The organism is Gammaproteobacteria bacterium, from assembly GCA_014075255.1.
Lineage (GTDB): Bacteria > Pseudomonadota > Gammaproteobacteria > UBA4575 > UBA4575 > JABDMD01.
Genome location: CP046178.1, coordinates 1,131,171 through 1,156,406, shown reverse-complemented (window position 1 = coordinate 1,156,406; position 25,236 = coordinate 1,131,171). Strand labels below are relative to the sequence as shown.

At 40.8% G+C, this 25,236-nt stretch carries 26 protein-coding genes and 1 tRNA gene; 26 read left to right on the top strand and 1 reads right to left on the bottom strand.

Annotated elements, in window-relative coordinates:
- Positions 1-31: 31 nt before the first annotated feature.
- The 10 genes from grpE (at position 32) to GKR92_05895 (ending at position 7,304) form a co-directional block, all read left to right on the top strand.
- Positions 32-613, top strand: coding sequence for a nucleotide exchange factor GrpE (grpE, locus tag GKR92_05940; GenBank protein QMU61259.1), 582 nt, complete (start codon positions 32-34; stop codon positions 611-613).
- Between the two features lie 164 nt (positions 614-777).
- Positions 778-2,697 (top strand): molecular chaperone DnaK, encoded by a 1,920-nt coding sequence (dnaK, locus tag GKR92_05935; GenBank protein QMU61258.1) that lies wholly within the window; start codon positions 778-780, stop codon positions 2,695-2,697.
- Positions 2,698-2,807: 110 nt separating this feature from the next.
- Positions 2,808-3,932, top strand: coding sequence for a molecular chaperone DnaJ (dnaJ, locus tag GKR92_05930; protein ID QMU61257.1), 1,125 nt, complete (start codon positions 2,808-2,810; stop codon positions 3,930-3,932).
- A 75-nt stretch (positions 3,933-4,007) separates the two neighbouring features.
- Positions 4,008-4,811, top strand: coding sequence for a 4-hydroxy-tetrahydrodipicolinate reductase (dapB, locus tag GKR92_05925; GenBank protein ID QMU61256.1), 804 nt, complete (start codon positions 4,008-4,010; stop codon positions 4,809-4,811).
- Positions 4,792-5,409, top strand: coding sequence for a DUF1287 domain-containing protein (locus tag GKR92_05920; GenBank protein ID QMU61255.1), 618 nt, complete (start codon positions 4,792-4,794; stop codon positions 5,407-5,409). The genes dapB and GKR92_05920 overlap by 20 nt, the downstream gene beginning before the upstream one ends.
- A gap of 16 nt (positions 5,410-5,425) precedes the next feature.
- Entirely contained in the window at positions 5,426-5,788 is a 363-nt protein-coding gene (locus tag GKR92_05915; GenBank protein QMU61254.1) for a TSUP family transporter, read from the top strand.
- The gene (gene tusE, locus GKR92_05910) at positions 5,789-6,109 is read left to right on the top strand and encodes a TusE/DsrC/DsvC family sulfur relay protein (GenBank protein ID QMU61253.1); all 321 of its coding nucleotides are present in this window, start codon (positions 5,789-5,791) and stop codon (positions 6,107-6,109) included.
- A gap of 22 nt (positions 6,110-6,131) precedes the next feature.
- Entirely contained in the window at positions 6,132-6,353 is a 222-nt protein-coding gene (locus tag GKR92_05905; GenBank protein ID QMU61252.1) for a hypothetical protein, read from the top strand.
- Positions 6,354-6,356: 3 nt separating this feature from the next.
- A complete protein-coding gene (locus GKR92_05900) occupies positions 6,357-6,785 on the top strand; it encodes a DUF4124 domain-containing protein (protein ID QMU61251.1) in 429 nt (142 codons plus the stop codon).
- Positions 6,786-6,842: 57 nt separating this feature from the next.
- A complete protein-coding gene (locus tag GKR92_05895) occupies positions 6,843-7,304 on the top strand; it encodes a hypothetical protein (protein QMU61250.1) in 462 nt (153 codons plus the stop codon).
- A 45-nt stretch (positions 7,305-7,349) separates the two neighbouring features.
- Here the strand turns inward: GKR92_05895 and GKR92_05890 are convergent, their stop codons facing one another.
- Entirely contained in the window at positions 7,350-8,024 is a 675-nt protein-coding gene (locus GKR92_05890; GenBank protein QMU61249.1) for a hypothetical protein, read from the bottom strand.
- Positions 8,025-8,238: 214 nt separating this feature from the next.
- On the opposite strand from GKR92_05890, the gene GKR92_05885 reads away from it, so the two are divergent.
- The 16 genes from GKR92_05885 (at position 8,239) to nuoF (ending at position 25,221) form a co-directional block, all read left to right on the top strand.
- The gene (locus GKR92_05885) at positions 8,239-8,628 is read left to right on the top strand and encodes a hypothetical protein (protein QMU61248.1); all 390 of its coding nucleotides are present in this window, start codon (positions 8,239-8,241) and stop codon (positions 8,626-8,628) included.
- Positions 8,629-8,974: 346 nt separating this feature from the next.
- Positions 8,975-10,150 carry a glutamine-hydrolyzing carbamoyl-phosphate synthase small subunit gene (carA, locus tag GKR92_05880; GenBank protein ID QMU61247.1) on the top strand — a complete coding sequence of 392 codons (1,176 nt, stop codon included), beginning with the start codon at positions 8,975-8,977 and terminating at the stop codon, positions 10,148-10,150.
- Positions 10,143-13,364, top strand: coding sequence for a carbamoyl-phosphate synthase large subunit (gene carB, locus GKR92_05875; protein ID QMU61246.1), 3,222 nt, complete (start codon positions 10,143-10,145; stop codon positions 13,362-13,364). Before carA ends, carB begins: the two co-directional genes overlap by 8 nt.
- A 52-nt stretch (positions 13,365-13,416) precedes the next feature.
- Positions 13,417-13,893, top strand: coding sequence for a transcription elongation factor GreA (gene greA / locus GKR92_05870; protein ID QMU61245.1), 477 nt, complete (start codon positions 13,417-13,419; stop codon positions 13,891-13,893).
- Between the two features lie 175 nt (positions 13,894-14,068).
- Positions 14,069-14,677, top strand: a complete 609-nt coding sequence (gene rlmE, locus GKR92_05865) for a 23S rRNA (uridine(2552)-2'-O)-methyltransferase RlmE (GenBank protein ID QMU61244.1) — start codon at positions 14,069-14,071, stop codon at positions 14,675-14,677.
- Between the two features lie 51 nt (positions 14,678-14,728).
- Positions 14,729-16,651, top strand: a complete 1,923-nt coding sequence (gene ftsH, locus GKR92_05860; protein ID QMU61243.1) for an ATP-dependent zinc metalloprotease FtsH — start codon at positions 14,729-14,731, stop codon at positions 16,649-16,651.
- 189 nt (positions 16,652-16,840) lie between these two features.
- Positions 16,841-18,175 carry a phosphoglucosamine mutase gene (gene glmM / locus GKR92_05855; protein QMU61242.1) on the top strand — a complete coding sequence of 445 codons (1,335 nt, stop codon included), beginning with the start codon at positions 16,841-16,843 and terminating at the stop codon, positions 18,173-18,175.
- A gap of 125 nt (positions 18,176-18,300) precedes the next feature.
- The gene (locus GKR92_05850; GenBank protein ID QMU61241.1) at positions 18,301-19,053 is read left to right on the top strand and encodes a triose-phosphate isomerase; all 753 of its coding nucleotides are present in this window, start codon (positions 18,301-18,303) and stop codon (positions 19,051-19,053) included.
- A gap of 82 nt (positions 19,054-19,135) precedes the next feature.
- Positions 19,136-19,645, top strand: a complete 510-nt coding sequence (secG, locus tag GKR92_05845; protein QMU61240.1) for a preprotein translocase subunit SecG — start codon at positions 19,136-19,138, stop codon at positions 19,643-19,645.
- Between the two features lie 385 nt (positions 19,646-20,030).
- Positions 20,031-20,117 (top strand) — tRNA-Leu (locus GKR92_05840).
- A 349-nt stretch (positions 20,118-20,466) separates the two neighbouring features.
- The gene (locus tag GKR92_05835; protein QMU61239.1) at positions 20,467-20,832 is read left to right on the top strand and encodes an NADH-quinone oxidoreductase subunit A; all 366 of its coding nucleotides are present in this window, start codon (positions 20,467-20,469) and stop codon (positions 20,830-20,832) included.
- A 61-nt stretch (positions 20,833-20,893) separates the two neighbouring features.
- Entirely contained in the window at positions 20,894-21,391 is a 498-nt protein-coding gene (locus GKR92_05830; protein ID QMU62729.1) for an NADH-quinone oxidoreductase subunit B, read from the top strand.
- Between the two features lie 11 nt (positions 21,392-21,402).
- Entirely contained in the window at positions 21,403-22,164 is a 762-nt protein-coding gene (locus tag GKR92_05825) for an NADH-quinone oxidoreductase subunit C (GenBank protein ID QMU61238.1), read from the top strand.
- A complete protein-coding gene (locus GKR92_05820; protein ID QMU61237.1) occupies positions 22,157-23,410 on the top strand; it encodes an NADH-quinone oxidoreductase subunit D in 1,254 nt (417 codons plus the stop codon). Before GKR92_05825 ends, GKR92_05820 begins: the two co-directional genes overlap by 8 nt.
- Positions 23,407-23,910, top strand: a complete 504-nt coding sequence (gene nuoE, locus GKR92_05815; protein QMU61236.1) for an NADH-quinone oxidoreductase subunit NuoE — start codon at positions 23,407-23,409, stop codon at positions 23,908-23,910. The genes GKR92_05820 and nuoE overlap by 4 nt, the downstream gene beginning before the upstream one ends.
- Positions 23,911-23,922: 12 nt before the next feature.
- Complete coding sequence (gene nuoF, locus GKR92_05810) at positions 23,923-25,221, top strand: NADH-quinone oxidoreductase subunit NuoF (GenBank protein QMU61235.1); 1,299 nt, start codon at positions 23,923-23,925, stop codon at positions 25,219-25,221.
- Positions 25,222-25,236 lie beyond the last annotated feature (15 nt).

The window sequence follows — 25,236 nt, the reverse complement described above, 5'->3', positions numbered from 1 at the left end:
ACATATTGGCCTATATCTAAAATAGAACCTTATGACCAACACAGAACAAAATGTAGAAACGGATGATTCAATTGTGAATGAAACAACGCATGAACAAGAAGATGCTCAGCCTCAAGCTGATGCAAGTGAGCCTAATACAAATGAGCCAGTGCAAGAATTAGATCAACAGTTAGAAGATGCACAACAACAAGCGGCAGAGTATCACGACAAGATGTTACGTATGCAAGCTGAAATGGAAAACTTGCGTAAACGTACAGAGCGCGATGTATCCAATGCGCATAAGTATGCAGTGGAGAAATTTGCGAATGAGCTTCTGCAAGTTAAAGACAGCTTAGAGCTTGGTCTAAGTACTGAAGATATCAATATAGAAAAGCTGCAAGAAGGTACAGAGTTGACTCTTAAGATGCTTTGTAATTCATTTGAAAAGTTCTCGCTAGAAGAAGTGAACCCTGTGGGTGAGGCTTTTGATCCAAATTTACACGAAGCAATGACGATGCAAGAGAGCGCAGATCACAAGCCTAATACGGTGTTAACCGTGGTGCAAAAAGGCTATACCTTGCACGGCCGATTGATCAGGCCTGCGATGGTAATTGTCGCCAAAGCGGCTGAATAAGGGAAAGCCAGTAGATAAACGCTAAAATCCCAATAATTTTGGGTAAAAATCGCATATTTTATAGATGGATCCTTGAAAACCACCTTCATGGCCCAATCTATGAGTATAGATAAGAGTTAGTTAAATTTTAATCAATATAATTTTGAGTATTTTGGAGAACAACGATGGGTAAGATAATTGGTATAGATTTAGGTACCACCAATTCTTGTGTGGCAGTTATGGAAGGCACCACACCAAAAGTCATTGAGAATAGCGAAGGTGATCGAACTACTCCTTCGGTTGTTGCGTTTGTAGACGATAGCGAAGTTTTGGTGGGACAAGCAGCTAAACGTCAATCAGTTACTAATCCTAAAAATACTTTAAGTGCAATTAAGCGTTTAGTGGGTCGTCGATTTGATGAAGAGGCCGTTCAAAAAGATATCAAGCTCGTTCCATACAATATTGTAAAAGCAGATAACGGTGATGCATGGGTAGAAGTTAATGGTGAAAAGATGGCGCCACCAGAAATTTCTGCACGTATATTAATGAAAATGAAAAAAACTGCTGAAGATTATCTTGGTGAAGAGGTGACCGAAGCAGTGATTACTGTGCCTGCATATTTTAACGATTCGCAACGTCAAGCTACTAAAGATGCAGGAAAGATCGCAGGTCTTGACGTTAAACGAATTATTAATGAGCCGACTGCTGCTGCACTTGCTTATGGCATGGATAAAAAACGTGGTGACAGCAAAATAGCGGTATACGACTTAGGCGGTGGAACGTTTGATGTGTCAATTATTGAAATAGCTGAAGTAGATGGAGAGCACCAATTCGAAGTGCTATCTACAAATGGTGACACCTTCCTTGGTGGTGAAGATTTTGATATGCGCTTAATCGATTACCTTGCAGATGAATTTAAGAAAGACCAAGGTTTTGATTTACATAACGACCCTATTGCATTGCAAAGACTTAAAGAAGCAGCAGAAAAAGCTAAAATCGAATTATCTGCTGGTCAACAAACTGAAGTGAACCTTCCTTACATCACTGCAGATGCATCTGGTCCTAAGCACTTAAATATTAAAGTTACACGAGCCAAACTTGAATCCTTGGTAGACGAGCTTGTGCAACGCACTATTGCGCCATGTAAACAAGCACTCAAAGATGCGGATTTATCTGCGTCAGATATAGATGATGTGATTTTAGTGGGCGGGCAAACTCGTATGCCTAAAGTGCAACAAGTTGTGCAAGATTTCTTTGGTAAAGAGCCACGTAAAGATGTAAATCCTGATGAAGCGGTTGCAGTAGGTGCAGCCATTCAAGCTGGTGTGTTAGGTGGTGATGTTAAGGATGTATTGTTGCTAGATGTTACTCCGCTTTCATTAGGTATTGAAACCATGGGTGGTGTGATGACTAAGTTAATTGAAAAGAACACCACGATTCCAACAAATGCGCAGCAAGTGTTCTCAACTGCTGAAAATAATCAAACTGCGGTAACGGTGCATGTCTTGCAAGGTGAGCGTGAACAAGCCACAGGGAATAAATCGTTGGGACGCTTTGATTTAACAGATATTCCGCCGGCACAGCGTGGAATACCACAAATTGAAGTTTCATTAGATATCGATGCGAACGGCATTCTAAATGTTTCGGCTAAAGACAAAGCTACCGGCAAAGAACAGTCTATTGTGATTAAAGCTTCTAGCGGTTTGTCGGATGAGGAAGTCGATAGCATGGTGAAAGATGCAGAAGCGCATGCAGAGGAAGATAAGAAATTTGCAGAAATTGTTGCTTCGCGCAATACCGCGGACCAAATGATACATGCGACTGAAAAATCACTTGAAGAGATGGGTGATAAAGTAGAGCAAGAAGAACGCATGCAAATTGAAAATGCAGTTAAAGATCTCAAAGAAGTTTTAGAAAAAGATGATAAAGAGATTATCGAGACTAAAACACAGGCTCTCGCAGAAGCATCGAGTAAACTTGCCGAGCGAATGTATGCGCAAAATGATGGTGCAGGTGCGGAAGGTGCACCAGCTGGTGACGCGAGTGCTGCTGCAGATGATGATGTAGTGGATGCGGAATTTGAAGAAGTGGACGATAACAAATAAATTAAATTAAAAAACTAGTAATGAAACCGGTCCGGGGTCGTGAAAACGAGTCCGGATTTTTGTGTATACGACGCTAATAAATTTTTGAAAGTAAAAATCTTAAAATAAAAATGGCAAAAAGAGATTACTACGAAGTTCTAGGGGTAGAGCGCACTGTCAATGAAGGCGATTTGAAAAAAACCTTTCGTCGACTTGCAATGAAATATCATCCAGATCGGAATCCAGGTGATCATGAGGCCGAAGCAAAATTTAAAGAAGCTAAAGAAGCGTATGAAGTTTTAGGCAACGCCAATAAGCGCCAAGCCTATGATCAATATGGTCATGCAGGCGTGCAGCAAGGTGCTGGTGGAGGAACAGGAGATTTCGGTGATATTTTTGGAGATATGTTCGGCGACATCTTTGGCGGCGGTCGAGGTGGCGGGCAACGTGTCTACCGTGGTTCCGATTTGCAATACGGATTAGAAGTAAGTTTAGAGGAAGCCGTATTTGGTACCGAATCTACGATTGATATTCCTAAGCAATCTACATGTGAGAAATGTGAAGGTTCAGGAGCAGCGCCAAACACAACCATAGAAACATGTGAAACTTGCGGTGGCGTGGGCCAAGTACGCATGCAGCAAGGTTTCTTTTCTATTCAACAAGGCTGCCCTAAATGCAGAGGTAAAGGTAAAACCATTAAAGTACCTTGTGATTACTGCCGGGGTACGGGTCTCACCAAAGAAAATAAAAAATTATCTATTAAAGTACCTGCAGGTGTAGATACAGGCGATCGAATTCGTCTAAGTGGAGAAGGTGAGGCGGGTGCGAACAATGGTCCATCTGGTGACTTATATGTTGAGATCCACGTGCTTCCGCATGAATTATTTACTCGCGAAGAAAACCATTTACATTGCCAAGTTCCAATTAGCTTTAGTATGGCAGCACTGGGTGGGGAAATTGAAGTACCAACACTCAATGGAAAAGTTAAATTAAAAATACCTGCTGAATCTCAATCAGGGCGTTTATTTAGATTACGTGGCAAAGGTGTAAAACCGGTACGAGGTGGAGCAACCGGTGACATGTTATGCACCACGATGGTAGAAACACCCGTGAATCTCACTAAAAAACAAAAAGATCTGATGAAAGAGTTCTCAGCTGAGATTGAGAAAGGTGGAGATCAGCACAGTCCTAAGTCACATTCTTGGACGGACAATGTGAAAGGCTTTTTTGATAACTTGAAGTTCTGGGACGAATAATTTCTGCAATTCACCTCGTGTGACGATCGAATAGTTTGGTGTACACTTTAACCCTTCATTCAAAGGGAATTCAAAATGGTTCGTGTAGGAGTAAATGGCGCTAGTGGTCGTATGGGTAAGACACTCATACAGGCGTGTGTTGAGCATCAAGATACCCAATTAGGCGCAGCATTTGAAATTGCGTCTTCAAGCTCTATTGGTGAGGATGCAGGTCAAACCGTCGGTTTAGAAAGCTCAGGTGTTTTGATCAGTAGTGATTTAGCGGCTCATGTTAGCGATTTTGATGTGCTGATCGATTTCACTATTCCAGAATGCACCATGCAATCATTAGAATTATGTGTATCACATGGAAAATCAATGGTGATCGGCACCACAGGTTTGGATGACTCTCAAAAGCAAAAATTACAAAAAGCCAGCGAAACCATTTCAATTATGTTTGCACCCAATATGAGTGTTGGTGTAAATCTTTGTTTAAAACTTTTGCAAACTGCTGCAAAAACCTTGGGTGATGAATACGATATTGAAATCATCGAAGCACATCATCGTCATAAAATAGATGCTCCCTCGGGCACTGCATTGCGAATGGGTGAAGTCGTTGCTGAAAGTTTAGGTAGGGACTTAAAAGATTGTGCGGTATATGGTCGACAAGGTGTTACAGGTGAGCGTGATAAAAAAACCATCGGATTTGAAACCATCCGTGCGGGTGACATTGTAGGTGATCACACCGTAATGTTTGCAGGAACCGGCGAGCGTGTCGAAATTACACATAAAGCTTCTAGCAGAATGACTTTTGCGCAAGGTGCGATGCGTGCTGCGAGTTGGTTGTCCGCCAAAAATTCTGGTCTATACGATATGCAGGATGTCCTCGACCTTACATAAAACGTTCTTAGCACTTGCGATCAGCTTGTTTCTACAAGCAAGTATTGTTCATGCAGATATTTTACTCGATTCATTTTCTAACCAGCTCGTAAATGCTGCGCAAGAACGAACCCAGCATGAAGTTAAATATGATGGTGCGTACCGCGCCATTAAGTATCCCATGGGTGATGTGCCCTTAAACAAGGGTGTATGTACTGACTTAGTAGTTAGAGCTTATCGAAAGCTAGGTGTTGATTTGCAACAACGGGTTCACGAAGATATGAGTGCTAATTTTTCTAAGTATCCCAATATTTGGGGCTTGCGTGCTACAGATACTAATATCGATCATCGTCGCGTACCTAATTTACAGGTCTACTTTAAAAGACAGGGTAAAGAGTTGCAGGTGAGTCAGGATGCAAGAAATTATATGGTTGGAGATATTGTTACGTGGATGTTGCCGGGCAATTTGCCGCATATTGGTATTGTCTCAAATCAATCTGTCCCAGACTCAAAACGTCCGAAAATCATTCACAATATTGGTGGTGGCCCGGTTGAAGACGATATCCTTTTTAAATATGAAATAACTGGGCATTATCGTTACGAAATTAAGAGTTCTTAAACCAAGGTATATGACTATGACATTAACTTACGCATTACTTTTGTTCTCGGGATTTTTTATTGGTATCGCAGCATCATTCACAGGTCTAGGTGGTGGTTTTCTAATGGTGCCTCTACTCATTGCATTGGGTTATACTGCTCAAAAGGCAGTTGGAACTTCTTTTTTAGCTATTTTAATTATCTCCGCATCTGCAGTGTTTGCGCATTCAAAATTTTCTAATGTAGATTATAAAATAGCGATTGTATTAGGCTTGGGTGGAATTATTGGTGCGCAAATTGGGCCACACATACTAGAGCATGTGTCTACAGCTAATTTTAAAAAGATATTTTCTTTAATATTAATCGCATTTGCAGGCTATTTATTCTTTAGCAAATCATAAATGGATGTCCAAACTGATGAGGACGGATTTTTATTAGACCCAGAAGATTGGACTGAAGAAATAGCAAAAAAGATTGCTGTAAAGGAAGAGCTAGAACTCACTGAAGATCGTTGGAATCTAATCCGCCTTATTCGAGAATATTATTACGAGAATCACTCGGTTCCAGAGCTGCGGAAAATATTAAAACAACTAAAAGCAGAACTTGGTCCGGAAAAAGCAACCCGTAAGTATGTTTATGCGCTATTTCCATATGGATACGGGCAACAAGGTTGTAAAATTGCAGGCATGAGGCAACCTAAAAAACTTTGGTTGGATTTATAACTCGCAATTTGGTTGGTATAATATGACAACTCCTTCATCGCTTTTAGTAATTCTTTTATTTATATTAAGTACTGCTTGTTCAAATGAAAAAGCAGTAGTCGTCGAAAAATCATCACAAAAGCTAAGTGAAGACAATGTATTTAAAGAGTATGAATCAGCACTAGATAAAGCAAAAGGAGTAGAACAAACAATTCTTGATTCGGCGGATGCAAGAAAAAGAGAAATGAAAGAACAGGGGTACTAGACCATGAATAAAGTACTTTATATATTAATAGTATTTTTGCCTTTTACGGCATACGCAGAAATATATAAAACAGTAGATGAAAATGGACGAGTAATCTTCACAGACAAGCCCACAGCAAAAGCAGAGCAAATTGAAGTTAGGGTTAATTCAGTCGAAGGGCCAGCAACAATTTCAAGTCAAGATACAGGTTATTCCGGAAAGAAAGTTGTTATGTATTCCACTGCTTGGTGTGGTGTCTGTAAAACAGCAAAAAAATACATGTCAAATAATGGAATAAGTTACAAAGAATACGATATAGAAAAGAACTCTAATGCGCACCGTAAATTTAAAAGTTTAGGCGGTAATGGGGTGCCATTAATTGTTGTAGGTAAGCAAACAATGAGTGGGTTTAGTGCCCCAAGATTGGAGTCGATGCTTGGGAGATCAAAGTAAAGCTTGGATTTTTGCTTTCGATTAAAAGCAGACAATAAGAATAAAGTTAAATTTCAAATGAAAAAAGAACAACAGGTTGAGGCGGATGGGTTTAGCTCGTTTTGGTTCGGGGTATTTACCCTGATTTTAGCGCTTATTGGAAGTTGGATTAGTTTGCACGCATTTGCAGCTATTATTAGTGGGATTATATCTGGAGCAAGTTTCAGTCTTTCTGGGGTGGAAATTCAATCAGTACTTGTATTTCTAACGATAACATTCGTTACACCCGTAATTACAATTTTACTTTTTGTTTTATCTTATCGTTTAATTACTGGCAAGGGTCGTCAATCAGATAATGGATTAATGAGCCCATCTGTGTTGATAACATTATCAATTTTGACAGTTGCTATTGGTATATTAGGATTTTACTTTGCCTGGACTAGAAAGGATTTGAGTTCTGCAATAGTTGGGATAGTGTTTTCTATTGTAGGTGTGAAGGGTGTTTTTCATGGTACGGATAGGGTTGTAAAAAATAATTAATGTCCGCTTTCGACCCAAAGCGGACATGAAAAAATTACCCGACCTTTAATTGTACTTAGCAAACTTCTTGCGTGAAAAAAACTGAATATTTATTATCCAATACAAAATTACTATCAGTACCAGCATAGTCGGAATGCCAACAATGAAAAATACTTGTTCTTTTGGCATTTCTTTAACGCTAGAGCCTTGCATTTTTACAATCTTGTCTGTGAATGCTAACAAAGCCCAAATCAGCGAAAATCCGATTCGCCATACGTGTCTAATTATCCGTTGATTTCCTGTTAAGCCTGACCGGTATAAATTTCGTGTATCTCCAATTGTACAAAGGATTGCAAAGCCTGCCCAAAAAAGATAAACACTTGGAACATTTACTCCACGCCAACCTGCGCTTACAAAAAGTGCCGCTATAGCAAAAACAACAATCCATACAAGAGCCATATATTCCATGAAACCAGTTTCATTTTTTTTATGCTTTACCGTTAGCCATGCGGTAAATACGGTATAGATCACTACAGCACTTAAAAACATGTCATCTGTGGAATCTTTTAAATATGCCGCTGCGAATCCTGAAATCAACATGATGAACATTGAGATAGTGAACAAATTACCAGCTTTTCGATGAATAGCGCCTCCTTTGATTACGAACAAGGCAACAACAGCAGTGACGAGTCCAATCGTTCCTGCTGGAGTATGAATTACCCAAACTACCATCTCTTTCATGAAGCTATTCTCTATCAATTGAATTTTAATTAACCACTGTCAGTGACATATAATGAGTTAAAATTTAACAAAAATAAATGGCCGCTATTGGCCGAAAGCGGACATAATTAAATAGATTTAAGGGGAAGCTAGATTGGAAACTCTAAAAAACAATTCTAAAATGACTGCTTACGACCCAAAGCGGACATTACCAATATAGAACTATTGTCTGAATATGATTTACGTTTTTTTTATCCTTCCAGCAATAGTTTTCTTTTTCCTTCTAGGCCGACAATCAAGAAAAGTTTGGGATTGTTATGAGAAAAATCATGTGGGTTTGTATTCTAAATTCCAGGTGATCGATAATCGGCCCAAATCACCTTGGGAATGGTTTATAGCGCAATGGTCACACCAGCCACCCAGTACATATATAGATCCAAATTCTGGAATAAGGAAAAATATATTTTCATTGTCAAAAGACTTAGAGCTAGCCAAAAGCACGAATGATGAAAATTTAATTAAGCTAGTAAACACTAGAATAAAATACTGGCAAGCCAGTGTTATATCAGCAGCTTTTATTCCACTAATGGTAGTTATTTACTGGATTTTAATTTTAACTAAATGACCGCTATTGGCCGAAAGCAGACATTAGTAAGTAAAAACATTTGATTTGATGCAGCATCCTTGTTGCAGCTCATATTTGCATTTCCCTATGCTCACTATTGGCCGTAAGCAGACTTCGCAAAGAAAGATTTAATTTGATGCATCATCCTTGATGCGACTCATATGCGCACATCCATGTGCTTACTAAACTGATTAATTCTCAGCCAATATCTCTAATTCTCGGTTTCACTAAGCCGATGATTTGAGTACAATTCTCCCGGTCCACCGATTGCACAGAATTTTTACGGGATGACCAACTGGTCGTCCCGTTTTTACATCTGCGCCTTATAGATTAGGAGAGTCGTTTTTTGAGTCATCAACCCGCCTTGCTTGCTTTAGAAGACGGCAGTCTTTTTTGGGGAAGCTCTATTGGCATATCGGGTTTATCGGTAGGGGAAGTCGTTTTCAATACTTCTATGACGGGTTATCAGGAAATTCTCACAGACCCTTCTTACGCGCAACAAATCATCACACTGACGTATCCGCACATTGGTAATGTAGGTGTTAATTTTGAAGACGAAGAATCTGCTCAAATTTTCGCGACTGGATTGGTCATTCGAGACTTACCGATACAGGTAAGTAATTGGCGACAACAATCTGATTTATCTACTTATTTAAAAAAACATAATGTAGTTTCGATTGCCGATATTGATACTCGTAGGTTGACTAGAATTCTACGAGAGGAGGGTGCGCAAAACGGCGCTATCATGGCCGGAAATTCGTTGAGCGATATTAGTGAAGAACAAGCTTTAGCCGCTGCGAAAGGTTTTGCTGGTTTGAAAGGCATGGATCTGGCAAAAGAAGTTACCACTGATAAACCTTATGCATGGAACGAGGGCTGTTGGGATTTAGAAAATGGTTACCAAAGTAATCAGGATGGTACCAAGAAGAATAATCATAGTTTCAAAGTCTTAGCATATGACTTTGGAGTAAAACGTAACATTCTGCGTATTCTTCATGACCTTGGTTGTGAGCTTGAAGTAATCCCTGCAACTACGACAGCAAGTGAAGTGCTGGCAAAAAATCCTGATGGAATTTTTCTATCTAATGGCCCGGGTGATCCGGAACCTTGTGATTATGCGATTCAAGCTATTCAAGAAATAATTGCGGCAGGTGTACCTACCTTTGGAATTTGTTTAGGTCATCAATTGTTAGGTCTGGCATGTGGTGCAAAAACCACCAAGATGAAATTTGGTCACCATGGTGCGAACCATCCTGTACAAGATTTGAGCACTAGCTTGGTAATGATTAGTAGTCAGAATCATGGTTTTGCAGTGGATGAGAAAACCTTGCCGAATGAGCTAGAGGCAACACACCGATCTCTATTTGATGGATCGTTACAAGGTATCCGCCACACTCAAAAACCCGCTTACAGTTTTCAAGGCCATCCAGAAGCCAGTCCGGGTCCTCAAGATGTTAAACCTCTATTTGAACATTTCATCAAGTTGATGGAAGAGTATAAGGCACGTTTAAACCATGCCTAAACGTACGGACATAAAAAGTGTATTGATAATTGGTGCCGGACCGATAGTGATCGGGCAGGCATGTGAATTTGATTACTCTGGCGCGCAAGCATGTAAAGCACTACGCGAAGAGGGTTACCGTGTAATTTTGGTGAACTCTAATCCAGCTACCATCATGACGGATCCTGAGATGGCGGATGCGATCTATATCGAACCCATCACGTGGCAAACCGTTGCACAAATTATTGAAAAAGAACGTCCTGATGTGTTGCTGCCAACTATGGGTGGGCAAACCGCTTTGAACTGTGCTTTGGACTTAGATCGTGAAGGCGTTTTAGAAAAGTTTTCAATCGAAATGATTGGTGCGAAAAAAGAAGCCATCGACATGGCAGAAGATCGAGAATTGTTCCGCAGAGCGATGGAAGACATTGGATTAAAGTCTGCACGTTCCGCACTTGCACATAGTTTAGAAGAAGCGATTCAGCAGCAACCTAGCTTGGGGTTCCCAACCGTAATTCGACCGTCATTCACTATGGGTGGCAGTGGCGGAGGAATCGCTTATAACTTAGAAGAATTTAAAGAGATCATTGCGCATGGTTTGGATCTCTCGCCGACTAGCGAAGTATTGCTCGAAGAGTCTTTGTTGGGTTGGAAAGAGTATGAAATGGAAGTGGTGCGAGATAAAAATGACAACTGCATCATTATTTGTTCAATAGAAAACTTTGACCCGATGGGTGTGCACACGGGTGATTCAATTACCGTTGCTCCCGCACAGACTCTTACCGATAAAGAATACCAAATCATGCGCAACGCATCGTTGGATGTGTTGCGTAAAATTGGTGTGGATACTGGTGGTTCTAATGTGCAGTTTTCAATAAATCCTGAAGACGGTCGCATGGTGATTATTGAAATGAACCCTCGCGTGTCTAGATCTTCAGCATTGGCATCCAAAGCAACGGGTTTTCCTATTGCTAAAGTTGCTGCAAAACTTGCGATTGGCTATACGTTAGATGAATTGCAAAATGAAATTACTGGTGGTGCAACTCCGGCATCATTTGAGCCGAGTATTGATTATGTAGTAACAAAAATTCCTCGGTTTACGTTTGAAAAATTCCCGCAAGCTAAAGCGAAGTTAAGTACGCAAATGAAATCGGTGGGTGAAGTAATGGCCATAGGCCGAACTTTTCAAGAATCATTTCAAAAAGCTTTGCGCGGTTTAGAGGTAGGGGTCGATGGTTTAGATCCTATGCACGAGGAATATGATGAGGAACATCTAGGTATATTAACTTCTGAGTTGCAGGAGCCTGGTCCAAATCGTGTTTGGTATGTGGGTGATGCAATGCGCTTGGGGCAAAGTAATGAAGAGCTATTTGAATCTACATCAATTGACCCTTGGTTTCTTGCCCAGCTAAAACAGCTTGTCGATATGGAAGCGGATATGGCTTCGATGAAATTAGCGTCTATCGATGAGCCAACGATGCGTGGTATTAAACGCAAAGGTTTTTCGGATCGTAGAATCGCAAAGCTGTTGCAGTGCAATGAAAATGATGTGCGAGCAAAACGAACAGCTTTGAGTGTTCACCCTATATATAAGAGGGTGGATACCTGTGCAGCAGAGTTTGCGACGAGTACTGCGTATATGTATTCAAGTTATGACGAAGAGTGCGAAGCCGAGCCAAGCGACAACAAGAAGATTATTGTTTTAGGCGGCGGGCCAAATCGCATTGGCCAAGGTATCGAGTTTGACTATTGTTGTGTGCATGCAGCCTTTGCAATGCGCGAAGATGGTTATGAAACCATTATGGTGAACTGTAATCCTGAAACTGTTTCAACAGATTACGACACATCGGATCGACTCTATTTTGAACCGTTAACGCTAGAAGATGTTTTAGAGATTGTGCGTGTTGAAAAGCCGTATGGAGTAATTGTGCAGTTTGGTGGGCAAACTCCACTAAAGCTTGCTCAAGATCTCGAAGCCGCTGGCGTTCCGATTGTTGGCACCAGTCCGGATTCAATTGATCTTGCAGAAGATCGTGAACGTTTTTTGCAATTAGTCAATGATTTAAAATTATTGCAGCCGCCTAATGCAACCGCGACCAGTACTGAACAAGCAGTTGAAGCAGCAGACAAGATTGGTTATCCCGTAGTGGTTCGTCCTTCTTATGTTTTAGGTGGGCGCGCAATGGAGATTGTTTACAATCGTTCCGATTTAGAGCGCTATATGCGCGAAGCCGTTAAGGTTTCTAATGATGCGCCGGTATTGATAGATCATTTCCTTGATAACGCGGTAGAAATTGATCTCGATGCGATATGTGACGGAAAGAATGTGTTAATTGGCGGCGTTATGCAGCACATTGAGCAAGCTGGTATTCACTCAGGTGATAGCGCATGTTCATTGCCTCCTTATAATTTAAGTGATGAAGTGCAAGATGTAATGCGCAAGCAAGCGACTCAACTTGCATTGGCTTTACAAGTTAAAGGTTTGATGAATATTCAGTTTGCGATTAAAGATGAGAAAGTTTATTTAATCGAAGTAAATCCACGCGCATCACGTACCGTACCTTTTGTTTCTAAAGCGATTGGCCAGCCATTGGCAAAAATTGCTGCACGTTGCATGGTGGGTAAAACACTTAAAGAACAAAATGCAACTAAAGAAATCACACCTAAATATTTTTCAGTTAAAGAAGCGGTATTCCCATTTATCAAATTTCTTGGAGTAGATCCAATACTGGGTCCTGAGATGAAGTCTACTGGTGAAGTTATGGGAGTGGGTGAAACCTTTGGCGAAGCGTTTGGTAAGTCACAATTAGCCGCAGGAACGAATTTTCCTGAGTCGGGGTGTGTGTTATTAAGTGTGCGTAAGGAAGATAGAGAACAAGCTACACTTATTGCTGAGCAGCTAAAAATGCTTGGTTTTAATGTTGTGGCAACAAAAGGAACAGCAAGAGCTCTGAGCGAAAAGGGCATTGAATGCGATACGGTGAATAAGGTTAGGGAAGGGCGTCCTCACATTGTCGACATGATAATTGATGGTAAAATTGACTTAATTGTGAATACCACAGAAGGTAAACAAGCGATTGCGGATTCGTTTACAATTAGAAGGGAAGCGCTGCAACATAAGGTGTGTTATACCACTACGATTGCGGGGGCTTGGGCGCTTAAAGAAGCCATGCAGAGCAAAGATAGTTATCAGGTTTATCGACTTCAAGATTTGCATGCCCAAACAAATCATTAATGTAAAAGATTAGTATTTTTTGCACATTATTTTAATTATTTTGGTGTGAAGTATGAATAGAGTTCCATTAACCGTTAAGGGTGCTGAAAAATTACGCGCTGAATTAGACGAGCTTAAGAATGTTAAGCGACCTCAGATTATCGAGGCTATAGCAACCGCACGTGCACACGGTGACCTAAAAGAAAATGCAGAATATCATGCAGCAAGAGAACAACAGTCATTTGCAGAAGGTCGTATTAAAGAGATTGAAGGAAAATTATCTAATGCTGAAGTTATTGATGTAACTAAAGTAAATGCTAACGGTCGTGTTGTGTTTGGTGCAACGGTTATATTGGCAGATGAAGATAGCGGTGACGAAGTTACCTATAAAATAGTTGGTGAGGATGAGGCCGATATTAAGCAGGGTATGATTTCTGTAACTTCTCCGATAGCTCGTGCAATGATTGCAAAAGAAGAAGGTGATTTGATTACGGTTGAAGCGCCTGCGGGGAACAAAGACTATGAAGTAGTTGAAGTCCGCTACGAGTGAGTGCTTGAAGCTCTGATTTATTCCACCCTAATTAATTGTATTAGGTCGTTAAATGTTCTTTCGAAATGCTCTAGTATGAGCATATACACTCCGCTTTCTCATTCTCATTTGCCTCGTCTTGAAATAAACTAGAACTTCTTTGAGTTCTAATTGTTATTCACACTAATAATTTCTTATGAAAAGTAAGGCCTGGTTAAAAGAACATAATGATGATCCATTTGTTAAACGCGCGATCAAAGAGGGTTGGCGTTCGCGTGCGGTTTATAAATTAGAAGAGCTTGATAAAAAATACAATCTTATTCATCAAGGAAAGAATATTGTTGATTTAGGTGCTGCCCCTGGAGGTTGGAGTCAGTATGTGGCTAAGAAAGTGGGTAAGACCGGTAAGTTGATCGCTATTGATGTACTGGATATGGATGCAATAAATAATGTGCATTTCTTAAAGGGTGACTTCACCGAGCAAGATATATATGAATCTTTGCGTGAATTAGTGGGTCAAAACCCTATAGACCTTGTTTTAAGTGATATGGCCCCCAATATTAGTGGTATCAACAGCGTTGACCAGCCAAAGGCCATGTATCTAGCAGAATTAGCCGTTGAGTTTAGTGTTGAGGTCTTGGCGCCGGACGGTGGTCTGGTAGTGAAACTGTTTCAAGGCACTGGTTTTGATGATTATGTAAAAATATTGCGCTCAAAATTCAGTAAAGTATTGATTCGTAAGCCAGAAGCGTCCAGACCGCGTAGCCGTGAGATGTATGCCCTGGCCACTCATATTAAGTTATAGTAAGGTCAATATTCGTTTAAGTGTTTGAATTATAAGTAAGAGGTTAACTTTTTGAACGACATGGTAAAAAATTTATTGCTTTGGGCTGTGATTGCAGTCGTCTTAATGACTGTTTTCAATAACTTTGCACCACGCCCAGAGACGCCAGATGAACTTGATTATTCTGAGTTCATAAAACAAGTTAAATCAGGCAACGTTCAATCGGTAATGATTAGTCCCGATAATCGCCAGATTACGGGTATGCTCGAAAATAACGAAAAGTTTGAAACGAATAGTCCAGGCGATGAGAAGTTATTAGATACATTACTTAAATATGATGTGGTGGTTGAGGCGGGTGAAGCAAAGCCGCGTTCATTACTTTTAGATATATTAATTAGCTGGTTCCCAATGTTATTGCTCATTGGTGTGTGGATATTCTTCATGCGCCAGATGCAAGGTGGTGGTTCTGGTCGTGGCGCGATGTCATTTGGTAAGAGTAAAGCGCGCTTAATGGGTGAAGATCAAATAAAAGTCACGTTTGCTGATGTAGCAGGCGTTGAAGAAGCAAAAGATGAAGTTTCCGAACTGGTAGAATTTTTACGTGATCCAGGTAAGTTTCAAAAACTGGGTGGTAAAATTCCTCGCGGTGTTTTAATGGTAGGTTCACCGGGTACTGGTAAAACCTTATTAGCGAAAGCCATTGCAGGTGAAGCTAAAGTTCCTTTCTTTACTATCTCTGGTTCAGACTTTGTTGAGATGTTTGTCGGTGTGGGCGCATCACGTGTACGTGATATGTTTGCTCAAGCTAAGAAACATTCCCCATGTATTATCTTTATCGATGAGATTGATGCAGTAGGTCGGCACCGTGGCGCAGGTCTTGGTGGCGGGCATGATGAACGTGAACAAACTCTTAATCAATTGCTGGTTGAGATGGATGGATTTGAAGGTAACGAAGGCGTAATCGTGATTGCTGCAACTAACCGGCCTGATGTTTTAGATCCAGCGTTACTTCGCCCTGGTCGATTTGATCGTCAAGTAACGGTTCCACTACCAGATATTCGTGGTCGTGAACAAATCCTTAAAGTACATATGCGTAAAGTCCCTATGGGTAAAGATGTTCGACCAGATTACATTGCCCGTGGAACTCCTGGTTTTTCCGGTGCAGATTTAGCAAACTTGGTGAATGAAGCAGCTTTGTTTGCTGCACGTGCAAATAAACGTACGGTAGACATGGAAGAGTTTGAGCGCGCCAAAGATAAAATTCTTATGGGCGCAGAACGTAAGTCCATGGTGATGGATGAAGAAGAAAAGAAAAACACTGCATATCATGAATCGGGTCACGCTATTGTGGGTCGCTTAGTTCCTGATCATGATCCGGTTTATAAGGTAACCATTATTCCACGAGGACGTGCACTAGGTGTGACGATGTTTTTGCCAGAAGAAGACCGCTACAGCCACAGTAAGCAACGTTTAGAAAGTCAGATTTCCACTTTGTTTGGTGGTCGTATTGCAGAAGAAATCACTTTAGGGGCTGACCGTGTAACTACCGGTGCATCTAATGATATAGAACGTGCAACTGAACTAGCACGCGCGATGGTAACTAGATGGGGTTTGTCTGAGAAAATGGGTCCACTCTCTTATGGTGAAGATGACGGTGAAGTTTTCTTAGGTCATTCTGTAACGCAGCACAAATCAGTTTCAGATGACACTGCAAATTCCATAGATCAAGAGATTCGTCGTATCATTGATACTAATTATGAGCGTGCAGAAAAAATTCTTAATGAAAACATGGATAAGTTGCATGCGATGGCGAAAGCATTGATTAAATATGAAACCATCGATAAAGATCAAATCAATGAAATTATGGAAGGCAAAGTACCTAGTCCGCCTAAAGATTGGATGGATGATGATAAGCCTGATTCTGGTTCTACTGCATCGTCTTCACAAGATGAAAAAGATTCTGGTCCAATAGGTGGACCGGCAGGTGAGCACTAGTAGTATTTAATCTTACAAGAAGCGATTTAATCTAGTTGCTTCTTGAATACCCTCAACTAATCTCTAAAAGAAAGGCCATAACAATCACGCAAACGCGTGATTCTGTCGTATTGTGAACAAATCAAAGTACTTTTTTTGTGCAATAGGCTATAAAATCTACTACTAAATAATGAGTTGGATTTAGTTTTTATGGAACGAAAATATTTTGGTACCGATGGAATCCGCGGTCGCGTAGGCGACGGGGTGATGACGCCTGAGTTTGTATTAAAATTGGGTTGGGCTGTGGGTCGAGTTTTATGTAGCGAAAATAACAATTTAGTTTTAATTGGCAAAGACACGCGTATTTCCGGTTATATGTTTGAGTCGGTGTTAGAAGCAGGACTTTCTGCTGCAGGTGTTGATGCGCGTTTATTGGGCCCTATGCCTACTCCTGCGGTTGCGTATTTAACTCGCACATTGCGTGCAGCAGCTGGAATTGTAATTAGTGCTTCACATAACCCTTACTACGATAACGGTGTTAAGTTTTTTTCTTCTGAAGGAAAAAAACTTCCAGACTCGATCGAATTAGAAATTGAAAGCCAACTGGATAAGCCGTTAGAAGTAGTTGCTTCTGATCAACTTGGAAAAGTTGAGCGTATAACGGATGCCGCTGGGCGATATATTGAGTTTTGTAAGAGTACTATCCCAACGCGAATTACATTAAATGGTTTAAAGATCGTACTTGATTGCGCGCACGGAGCTACTTATCACATTGCTCCAAATGTATTTACAGAATTAGGCGCTGAAGTCATTAGTCTCTCATCTAAACCAAATGGTTTGAATATAAATGAAAAATGTGGCGCAACCGATCCAAAAGCATTGCGTATGGCTGTTATTGAGCATCATGCTGATTTAGGAATTGCGATTGATGGTGATGGTGATCGTTTAATAATGGTAGATGATACTGGTGCAATAGTAGATGGCGACGAACTTTTATATGTCATCGCACAAGCACGAAAAAGTGAAAATCTTTTGCACGGCGGAGTGGTTGGAACATTGATGAGCAATCTAGGGCTTGAGCACGCATTACGTGCACAAGATATTGAGTTTAGTCGCGCTGCGGTAGGTGATCGTTATGTCATGGAAATGCTCAAGGAGCGTTCATGGTTGCTTGGGGGAGAATCTTCTGGACATATTATATGTTTGGATAGAACCACTACGGGAGATGCGATTATTTCAGCCTTGCAAGTATTACAAGTATTGGTAAATCAGCAAGTCAGCTTGCGTGATGCCAAGTCAGGGATGAGTAAATATCCGCAGATACTTATTAATGTACCGATTAAAGCTAAGATTGATCTAGATAATACGCCGCAAATTCAACAAGCCGTAAAAGATGCAGAATCTGACCTTGCTGATACAGGGAGAGTGCTACTTAGACCTTCTGGGACTGAACCGCTTGTACGGGTGATGGTTGAAGGTGTAGATGCACCAAAAGTTCAGCAATTAGCCCAGCAGATTGCGGACAGCGTAAGCGCCGCTTGCTAAGCTAGCCCGCGTAGCTAATCCAACCTCATCTGTAAAAGTGATTTTGAGAAAAATATAGTATTTGCCTAAAGCGCCTGGCATAGGTAAGCTGCGCGCCTTTATATTCTGACATTAGACACTTATATATGCGTCAACCACTGGTAGCAGGAAACTGGAAGTTAAATGGCTCGCTGGATAGTATTTCGGAGCTAATTTCTGGTATTCAGGAGCATTTATCTACTGTGAAGAATGCTGAGCTCGCGGTGTGCCCACCTTATATTTATTTGTCTCATGTGCAGAAATTATTAGAGGGTAGCGATATATCGATTGGTGCCCAAGATTGTTCTGATCAAGAAAGTGGTGCATATACGGGTGAAGTTGCGGCCGCGATGGTGAAAGAGTTTGGCTGTAAGTACAACATCATTGGTCATTCTGAACGCCGACATGTCTATGGAGATAGTAACGAAAAAGTTGCAACAAAATTTGCCCATGTTATAAAAAATGGATTAGTACCAATTTTGTGTGTAGGTGAGACATTAGAAGAGCGTGAAGCCGGGCATACGGAAGTAGTAGTGGCTTCACAGATTAACGCTGTGCTTGATCTATTTGGTATAGGGGCATTTAAAAAAGCAGTGATCGCATATGAGCCTGTATGGGCAATTGGAACAGGACAAGTTGCCACCCCAGCTCAAGCGCAAGAAGTGCACAAAGAAATTAGACTTACCTTGGATGCGCAAAATAAAGATATTGCGGCGAATATTCGAATTCTTTATGGTGGCAGTATGAAGCCTGATAATGCGCGGGAATTATTACAACAACCCGATATTGATGGCGGTTTGATTGGTGGGGCAGCGCTTAAGGCTGATGATTTTATTGGAATTGCCCTTGCTGCAAATTAAGGCTGAAAACTAAAACCGCAAACTTATGCAGCTTCACAAGTTGTCAATGAAATAAATATTTTAATAACGATATCTTTAATACATGAATACTTTATATAGCATCTTAGTTTCCATCGATGTGCTGCTTGCAATTGGCATTATTGGATTAATTCTTATTCAACATGGTAAAGGTGCTGATGTTGGGGCGGCGTTTGGTAGCGGTGCCTCCGGAACCGTATTTGGTTCGCAAGGTTCAGCGTCTTTCTTAACGCGTTTGACTGCGATACTTGCAACATTATTTTTCATAAATAGTTTAGCGCTTGCATATTTAGCGAGTAATCGACCTGTTGCAGAAAGTGTCATCGACAATGTTGAACAAACAGAAATAAATACGACTGTTACCGATATTCCCGATGTTGAAAGTATGAAGGAATCAGAGTCTTCTGATCTACCAGACCAAGAGATGGGTGTTGAAGATGATATGCCTGTGGATACACAAACTGATGCTATCTCTAATGATTCGTTAAACGAAGTTCAAGACAGCATGGATGCGATTAAAGAAGAGGTTGAAAGCACTCTGGATAATGTGACGCCAGACGACGTTCCAGAGTAAGGCTAACTAAGTTATTTTTCTAACTTTAAACCATTAGCCTTGGTGTTAGCTGAAAGGCTTAAGGGAATACGAAAGCCATAACGAGAGCATATACAACGATTACTATGCCTACGATGAGTGCGGCCATATCGAATACTTTATATTCGTCTTTATCCATTATTAGTTCTCCCTAAGTACAAACTTTATATATTTGGTTGTAAACTGTTGATTGAACCATGATCCCATGATCTTTTATTGTTGTCTATATTGTAGTTTGTCGAGCTAACCCCTTCTTGTTAAAGCTAATTTGGATATTAATAAGCTAGGGATTATCCTGTCTTATATCGCTATCAGCGAAAAATTATCCTAGTTAGAATACCTTAGGATAAAATGGTCTTTTCATGCAGCCGATGTGGCGGAATTGGTAGACGCGCTAGCTTGAGGGGCTAGTGGGGGCAACCTCGTGCCGGTTCGAGTCCGGCCATCGGCACCACGCATGCGCAGACTAAATTTGCGTGCACCTATTACAGGCAGATAGCGTATCGCAGTGCGATTCCTTATTCCGTGTGCGGGAGAGTTTGCTCATAAAATGAACAAGCTATGTCTGTCAAGTATACGTCGTACGATATAATTAAGTATGTGTTTGAATACTCAGGTATTCTGACAAGATATACTGCGTAATTCGCTGTATAAATATTTAGATCAAATTCTACAAAACAAAAATAATAAGTTAATAGTGGTCATGCTTTTTTGGGCCACGAGGATATAGATCGAATGAAACATCAATCTAAGAGTATATTTATTCGTGAGACTATGTGGCTTGATCTACAAGAGAAACTATAATGATTGAAAACTACCTTCCAGTTTTAATTTTTATTGTCATAGCCTCAGTTTTTGGTGGAGCCATAATGTTTTTGGGTTTAGCCCGAATAGGTTTGGGACCACATGTAAAAGATGCAGCAAAAGAATCACCTTATGAGTGTGGTTTTGAAGCATTTGAAGATGCACGCATGCAATTTGATGTGCGTTACTACTTGGTGGCTATTTTATTCATCATTTTTGATTTGGAAATTGCTTTTCTATTTCCTTGGGCCGTGGCGATTCGTGAAGTAGGTTTGGTAGGTTTTGTCTCAATGGCAATCTTTTTAATCATTCTTACCATCGGCTTTATCTATGAATGGAAAAAAGGTGCGCTTGATTGGGATTAAACCTAGTTAAGAAATAAAAAGGTTTGTTATGGCAAATATTAACTCTTCAATTAATACTCCTATGAGTCCACTAGAACAAAGCTTTCATGATCAAGGTTTTCATGACAAAGGTTTTGCAACAACCAAACTTGACGATTTAATTAATTGGGCACGAACAGGTTCAATGTGGCCGATGACATTTGGTTTAGCTTGTTGTGCAGTAGAAATGATGCATGCAGGTGCAGCGAGATATGATCTTGATCGCTTTGGTGTAATGTTTCGTCCGAGTCCTAGGCAATCGGATGTGATGATTGTCGCCGGAACATTAGTAAATAAAATGGCGCCTGCATTACGTAAGGTTTATGACCAAATGGCTGATCCTAAGTGGGTGATTTCGATGGGTTCATGTGCAAATGGTGGTGGTTATTATCACTATTCCTATTCAGTAGTGAGAGGCTGTGACCGCATCGTACCGGTTGATGTGTATGTGCCAGGTTGTCCTCCCACTGCAGAAGCACTGCTATACGGTATATTGCAGTTACAAAATAAAATTCGTCGCACCAATACTATTGCACGTTAAGTGCTAGTTCTATGCAAGATCAACTCAATAAATTAAGTACTGAGCTGCAACGTGTATTTGCATCTTCGCTACAGTCAGTAGAAATTAAATATGATGAACTTACAATCCTTGTTCATCCAGACGAACTATTGCGCGTGCTTTCAAAACTAAACAGTGCATCAGAATTTAAATTTGATCAATTAATAGATTTAGCGGGCGTTGATTATTTAGAGTTTGGAACGGATGAGTGGAATACTGAAACTCCTTCTTCTTCTGGATTTAGTCGAGGAGTAGAGAAAGCTTCTTTTGGTCGTTTTACTTTTGATGACGCTAAGCAAGGTACAGAAATGGATGGGCCGCGCTATGCAGTGGTTTATCATCTGTTATCTGTTGCGAATAACTTAAGAATACGTGTGAAAGTGTATTGCGAAGACAATGAGTTGCCGATCCTTTCCTCCGTGACAGGTTTATGGTCTTGTGCAGATTGGTATGAACGTGAAGCGTTTGATCTTTTTGGAATTGTTTTTGAAAGTCATCCAGATTTGCGGCGTATTCTTACAGATTACGGATTTACAGGTCATCCGTTCCGCAAAGATTTTCCATTGGTGGGTCATGTTGAGGTGCGTTATGACCCAGATCAAAAACGCGTTATCTATCAGCCGGTTTCAATTGAACCAAGAATTAATGTTCCGAAAGTGATTCGAGACGATCATCGGTTTGAAGAGGGTCAGTCAGCGGACCAATCAGAGGGCCAATCAGAGGGCAAGTCTGAAAAGGAAGCAGCTGATGGCTGATTTACATAATTACACAATGAATTTTGGGCCGCAGCATCCTGCAGCACATGGGGTGTTACGTCTAGTGTTGGAGATGGATGGTGAGGTTGTGCAGCGCGCTGATCCACATATTGGTTTATTGCATCGCGCAACCGAAAAACTTGCCGAAAGTAAACCGTATAACCAAAGCATTGGTTACATGGATCGACTCGATTACGTATCCATGATGTGTAATGAGCACGCATATGTTATGTCGATTGAAAAGTTATCCGGTATTGAAGTGCCTGAACGGGCGCAATATATCCGTGTAATGTTTGATGAAATTACTCGAATCCTTAATCATTTATTGTGGTTGGGTGCACATGCTTTAGATATTGGTGCGATGACCGTATTTTTATATGCGTTTCGTGAGCGTGAAGATCTAATGGATTGTTATGAAGCTGTATCAGGTGCGCGTTTGCATGCTACTTATTATCGCCCGGGCGGTGTCTACCGTGATCTGCCGGATGAAATGCCAAAATATACTAAATCACGTTGGCATGATGAAAAAGAAGTAAAAAAGTTAAATGAAGCGCGAACCGGTTCTTTTTTAGATTTTATCGAAGACTTTACCAAGCGTTTTCCAGCTTGTGTAGACGAATACGAAACACTATTAACTGATAATCGCATTTGGAAGCAGCGCACGGTTGATATAGGTATTGTGACTCCCGAACGTGCATTGCAGTTAGGATTTACAGGACCAATGTTACGCGGTTCTGGAATAGAGTGGGATTTGCGTCGCAAGCAGCCATACGATACCTACAACGAAATTGATTTTAAAATTCCAATTGGTGTAAATGGTGATTGCTATGATCGCTATCTTGTTCGTATGGAAGAAATGCGCCAATCCAATGAAATAATTAAACAATGTATAACTTGGCTTAGAAATAATCCTGGGCCAGTGATGGTAGATGATCATAAAGTATCACCGCCATCACGTGGTGATATGAAAATGGGCATGGAAGAACTGATTCATCATTTTAAGTTATTTACTGAAGGTTATTGTTTGCCTGAAGGGGAAGTGTATTCGGCCATTGAGCATCCTAAAGGTGAATTTGGAATCTATTTAATTTCAGATGGCGCCAATAAACCATACCGAGTAAAAATTCGCGCGCCTGGTTTTGCGCATCTTGCTGCTCTAGATGAAATGTCGCGTGGGCATATGCTTGCAGATGTTGTAGCGATTATTGGTACTCAAGATATCGTGTTTGGAGAGATAGATCGATGAACGAGATCTCTAGTAAAAAATCAGTTCTATCAGATCATTTGCAAGACGAAATTGAAGATTGGATTTCGCGCTACCCAGTGGATCAAAAGCAGTCAGCTGTGCTAGGCGCTTTACGTGCTTTGCAACATGAAGAAGGCTACCTGCCAGTGGAAAAAATGGATGCCATAGCGGAGTATTTAGAAATGCCTGCTATAGCGGTATATGAAGTTGCATCGTTTTATTCCATGTTTGAATTGAAGCCAGTAGGCAGGCATACAATTTCTGTATGCACTAACTTATCTTGCATGCTTCGAGGTGCAGATGAGATTGTTGAACATTTAAAAAATAAACTTGGTATTGATATAGGTGAAAGTACACCAGATGGAAAGTTTTATTTAAAAAAAGAAGAAGAATGTTTAGCGGCATGTTGTGGTGCGCCAATGATGCAAGTAGATCATGTATACAAAGAAAATCTAACCATTGAAAAAGTCGATGATATCTTAGAACAATTAGACGGCTAAATTGAATTAGTTATGCAATTAAATAACGTTTGTTATCAGACCTTAAAATTTGACCAACCATGGACGCTGGAAAATTATTTAAGTGTGGGCGGATATTCTGCTTGGGAAAAAATTCTGCGTGAGAATACTTCACCAGATGAAGTTATCGAACAAATTAAAGCTTCGGGTCTGCGTGGTCGTGGCGGCGCGGGCTTTCCAACAGGTTTAAAATGGAGTTTCATGCCGCGTAAAGCTGAGATTCAAAGTTATGTTGTTTGTAACTCAGATGAGGCTGAGCCTGGCACCTGTAAAGATCGTGATATTTTAAGGTATAACCCGCACTCAGTTATCGAAGGTATTGCCATTGCAGCATATGCCATGCGCTCTTCGGTGGGTTATAACTATTTGCGCGGTGAATTTTTAGATGAACCTTATATAAGATTTAAACAAGCCTTAGATGAAGCCTACGCTGCTTGTTATTTGGGCGACAATATAATGGGAACTGATTTCACTTTTTATTTGTATGACACATTGGGCGCAGGTGCATATATATGTGGTGAAGAGACGGCATTGCTAGAATCATTAGAGGGTAAAAAAGGCCAGCCTCGATTCAAGCCTCCGTTTCCAGCCAATGTAGGCTTGTATGGAAAACCGACTACCGTAAATAACACCGAAACTTTTGCTTCCGTACCAAGCATTATGCGCGAAGGTGCAGAATGGTTTGCCGCTATGGGTGTGGAAAAAAGTGGTGGTACAAAATGTTTCTCTGTGTCAGGACATGTGAACAAGCCTGGGAATTTTGAAGTGCCATTAGGCATGCCATTTTCAGAATTGCTCGAGTTAGCCGGCGGGGTAACGGATGGTGCAAATTTAAAAGCTGTGATACCTGGAGGGTCTTCTGTGCCTGTATTACCAGGCGAAATAATGATGAACACTAATATGGACTATGAGTCGATTGCCGCTGCGGGATCAATGCTTGGTTCAGGCGCAGTGGTTGTGATGGATGATTCCACTGACATGGTAAAAGTTTTGCAACGTATTTCACGATTTTATTTTTCTGAGTCTTGTGGCCAATGTACGCCATGTAGAGAAGGTACTGGCTGGCTGTATCGAATGTTGTGTCGCATTGTGGAAGGTAAAGGGCAGCTAGAAGATATCGATAAACTTGATGATGTTGCAACCAAGATAGAAGGTCGAACGATTTGTGCTTTAGGTGATGCTGCTGCTATGCCAGTGCATAGTTTTATTAAACATTATCGTGATGAGTTTGTGCATTACATTGAACATGGCTGCAGCATGTTAGATGTGGCTAAACAAAAAGATGCAGCATAAGTATTGGTGATCTGT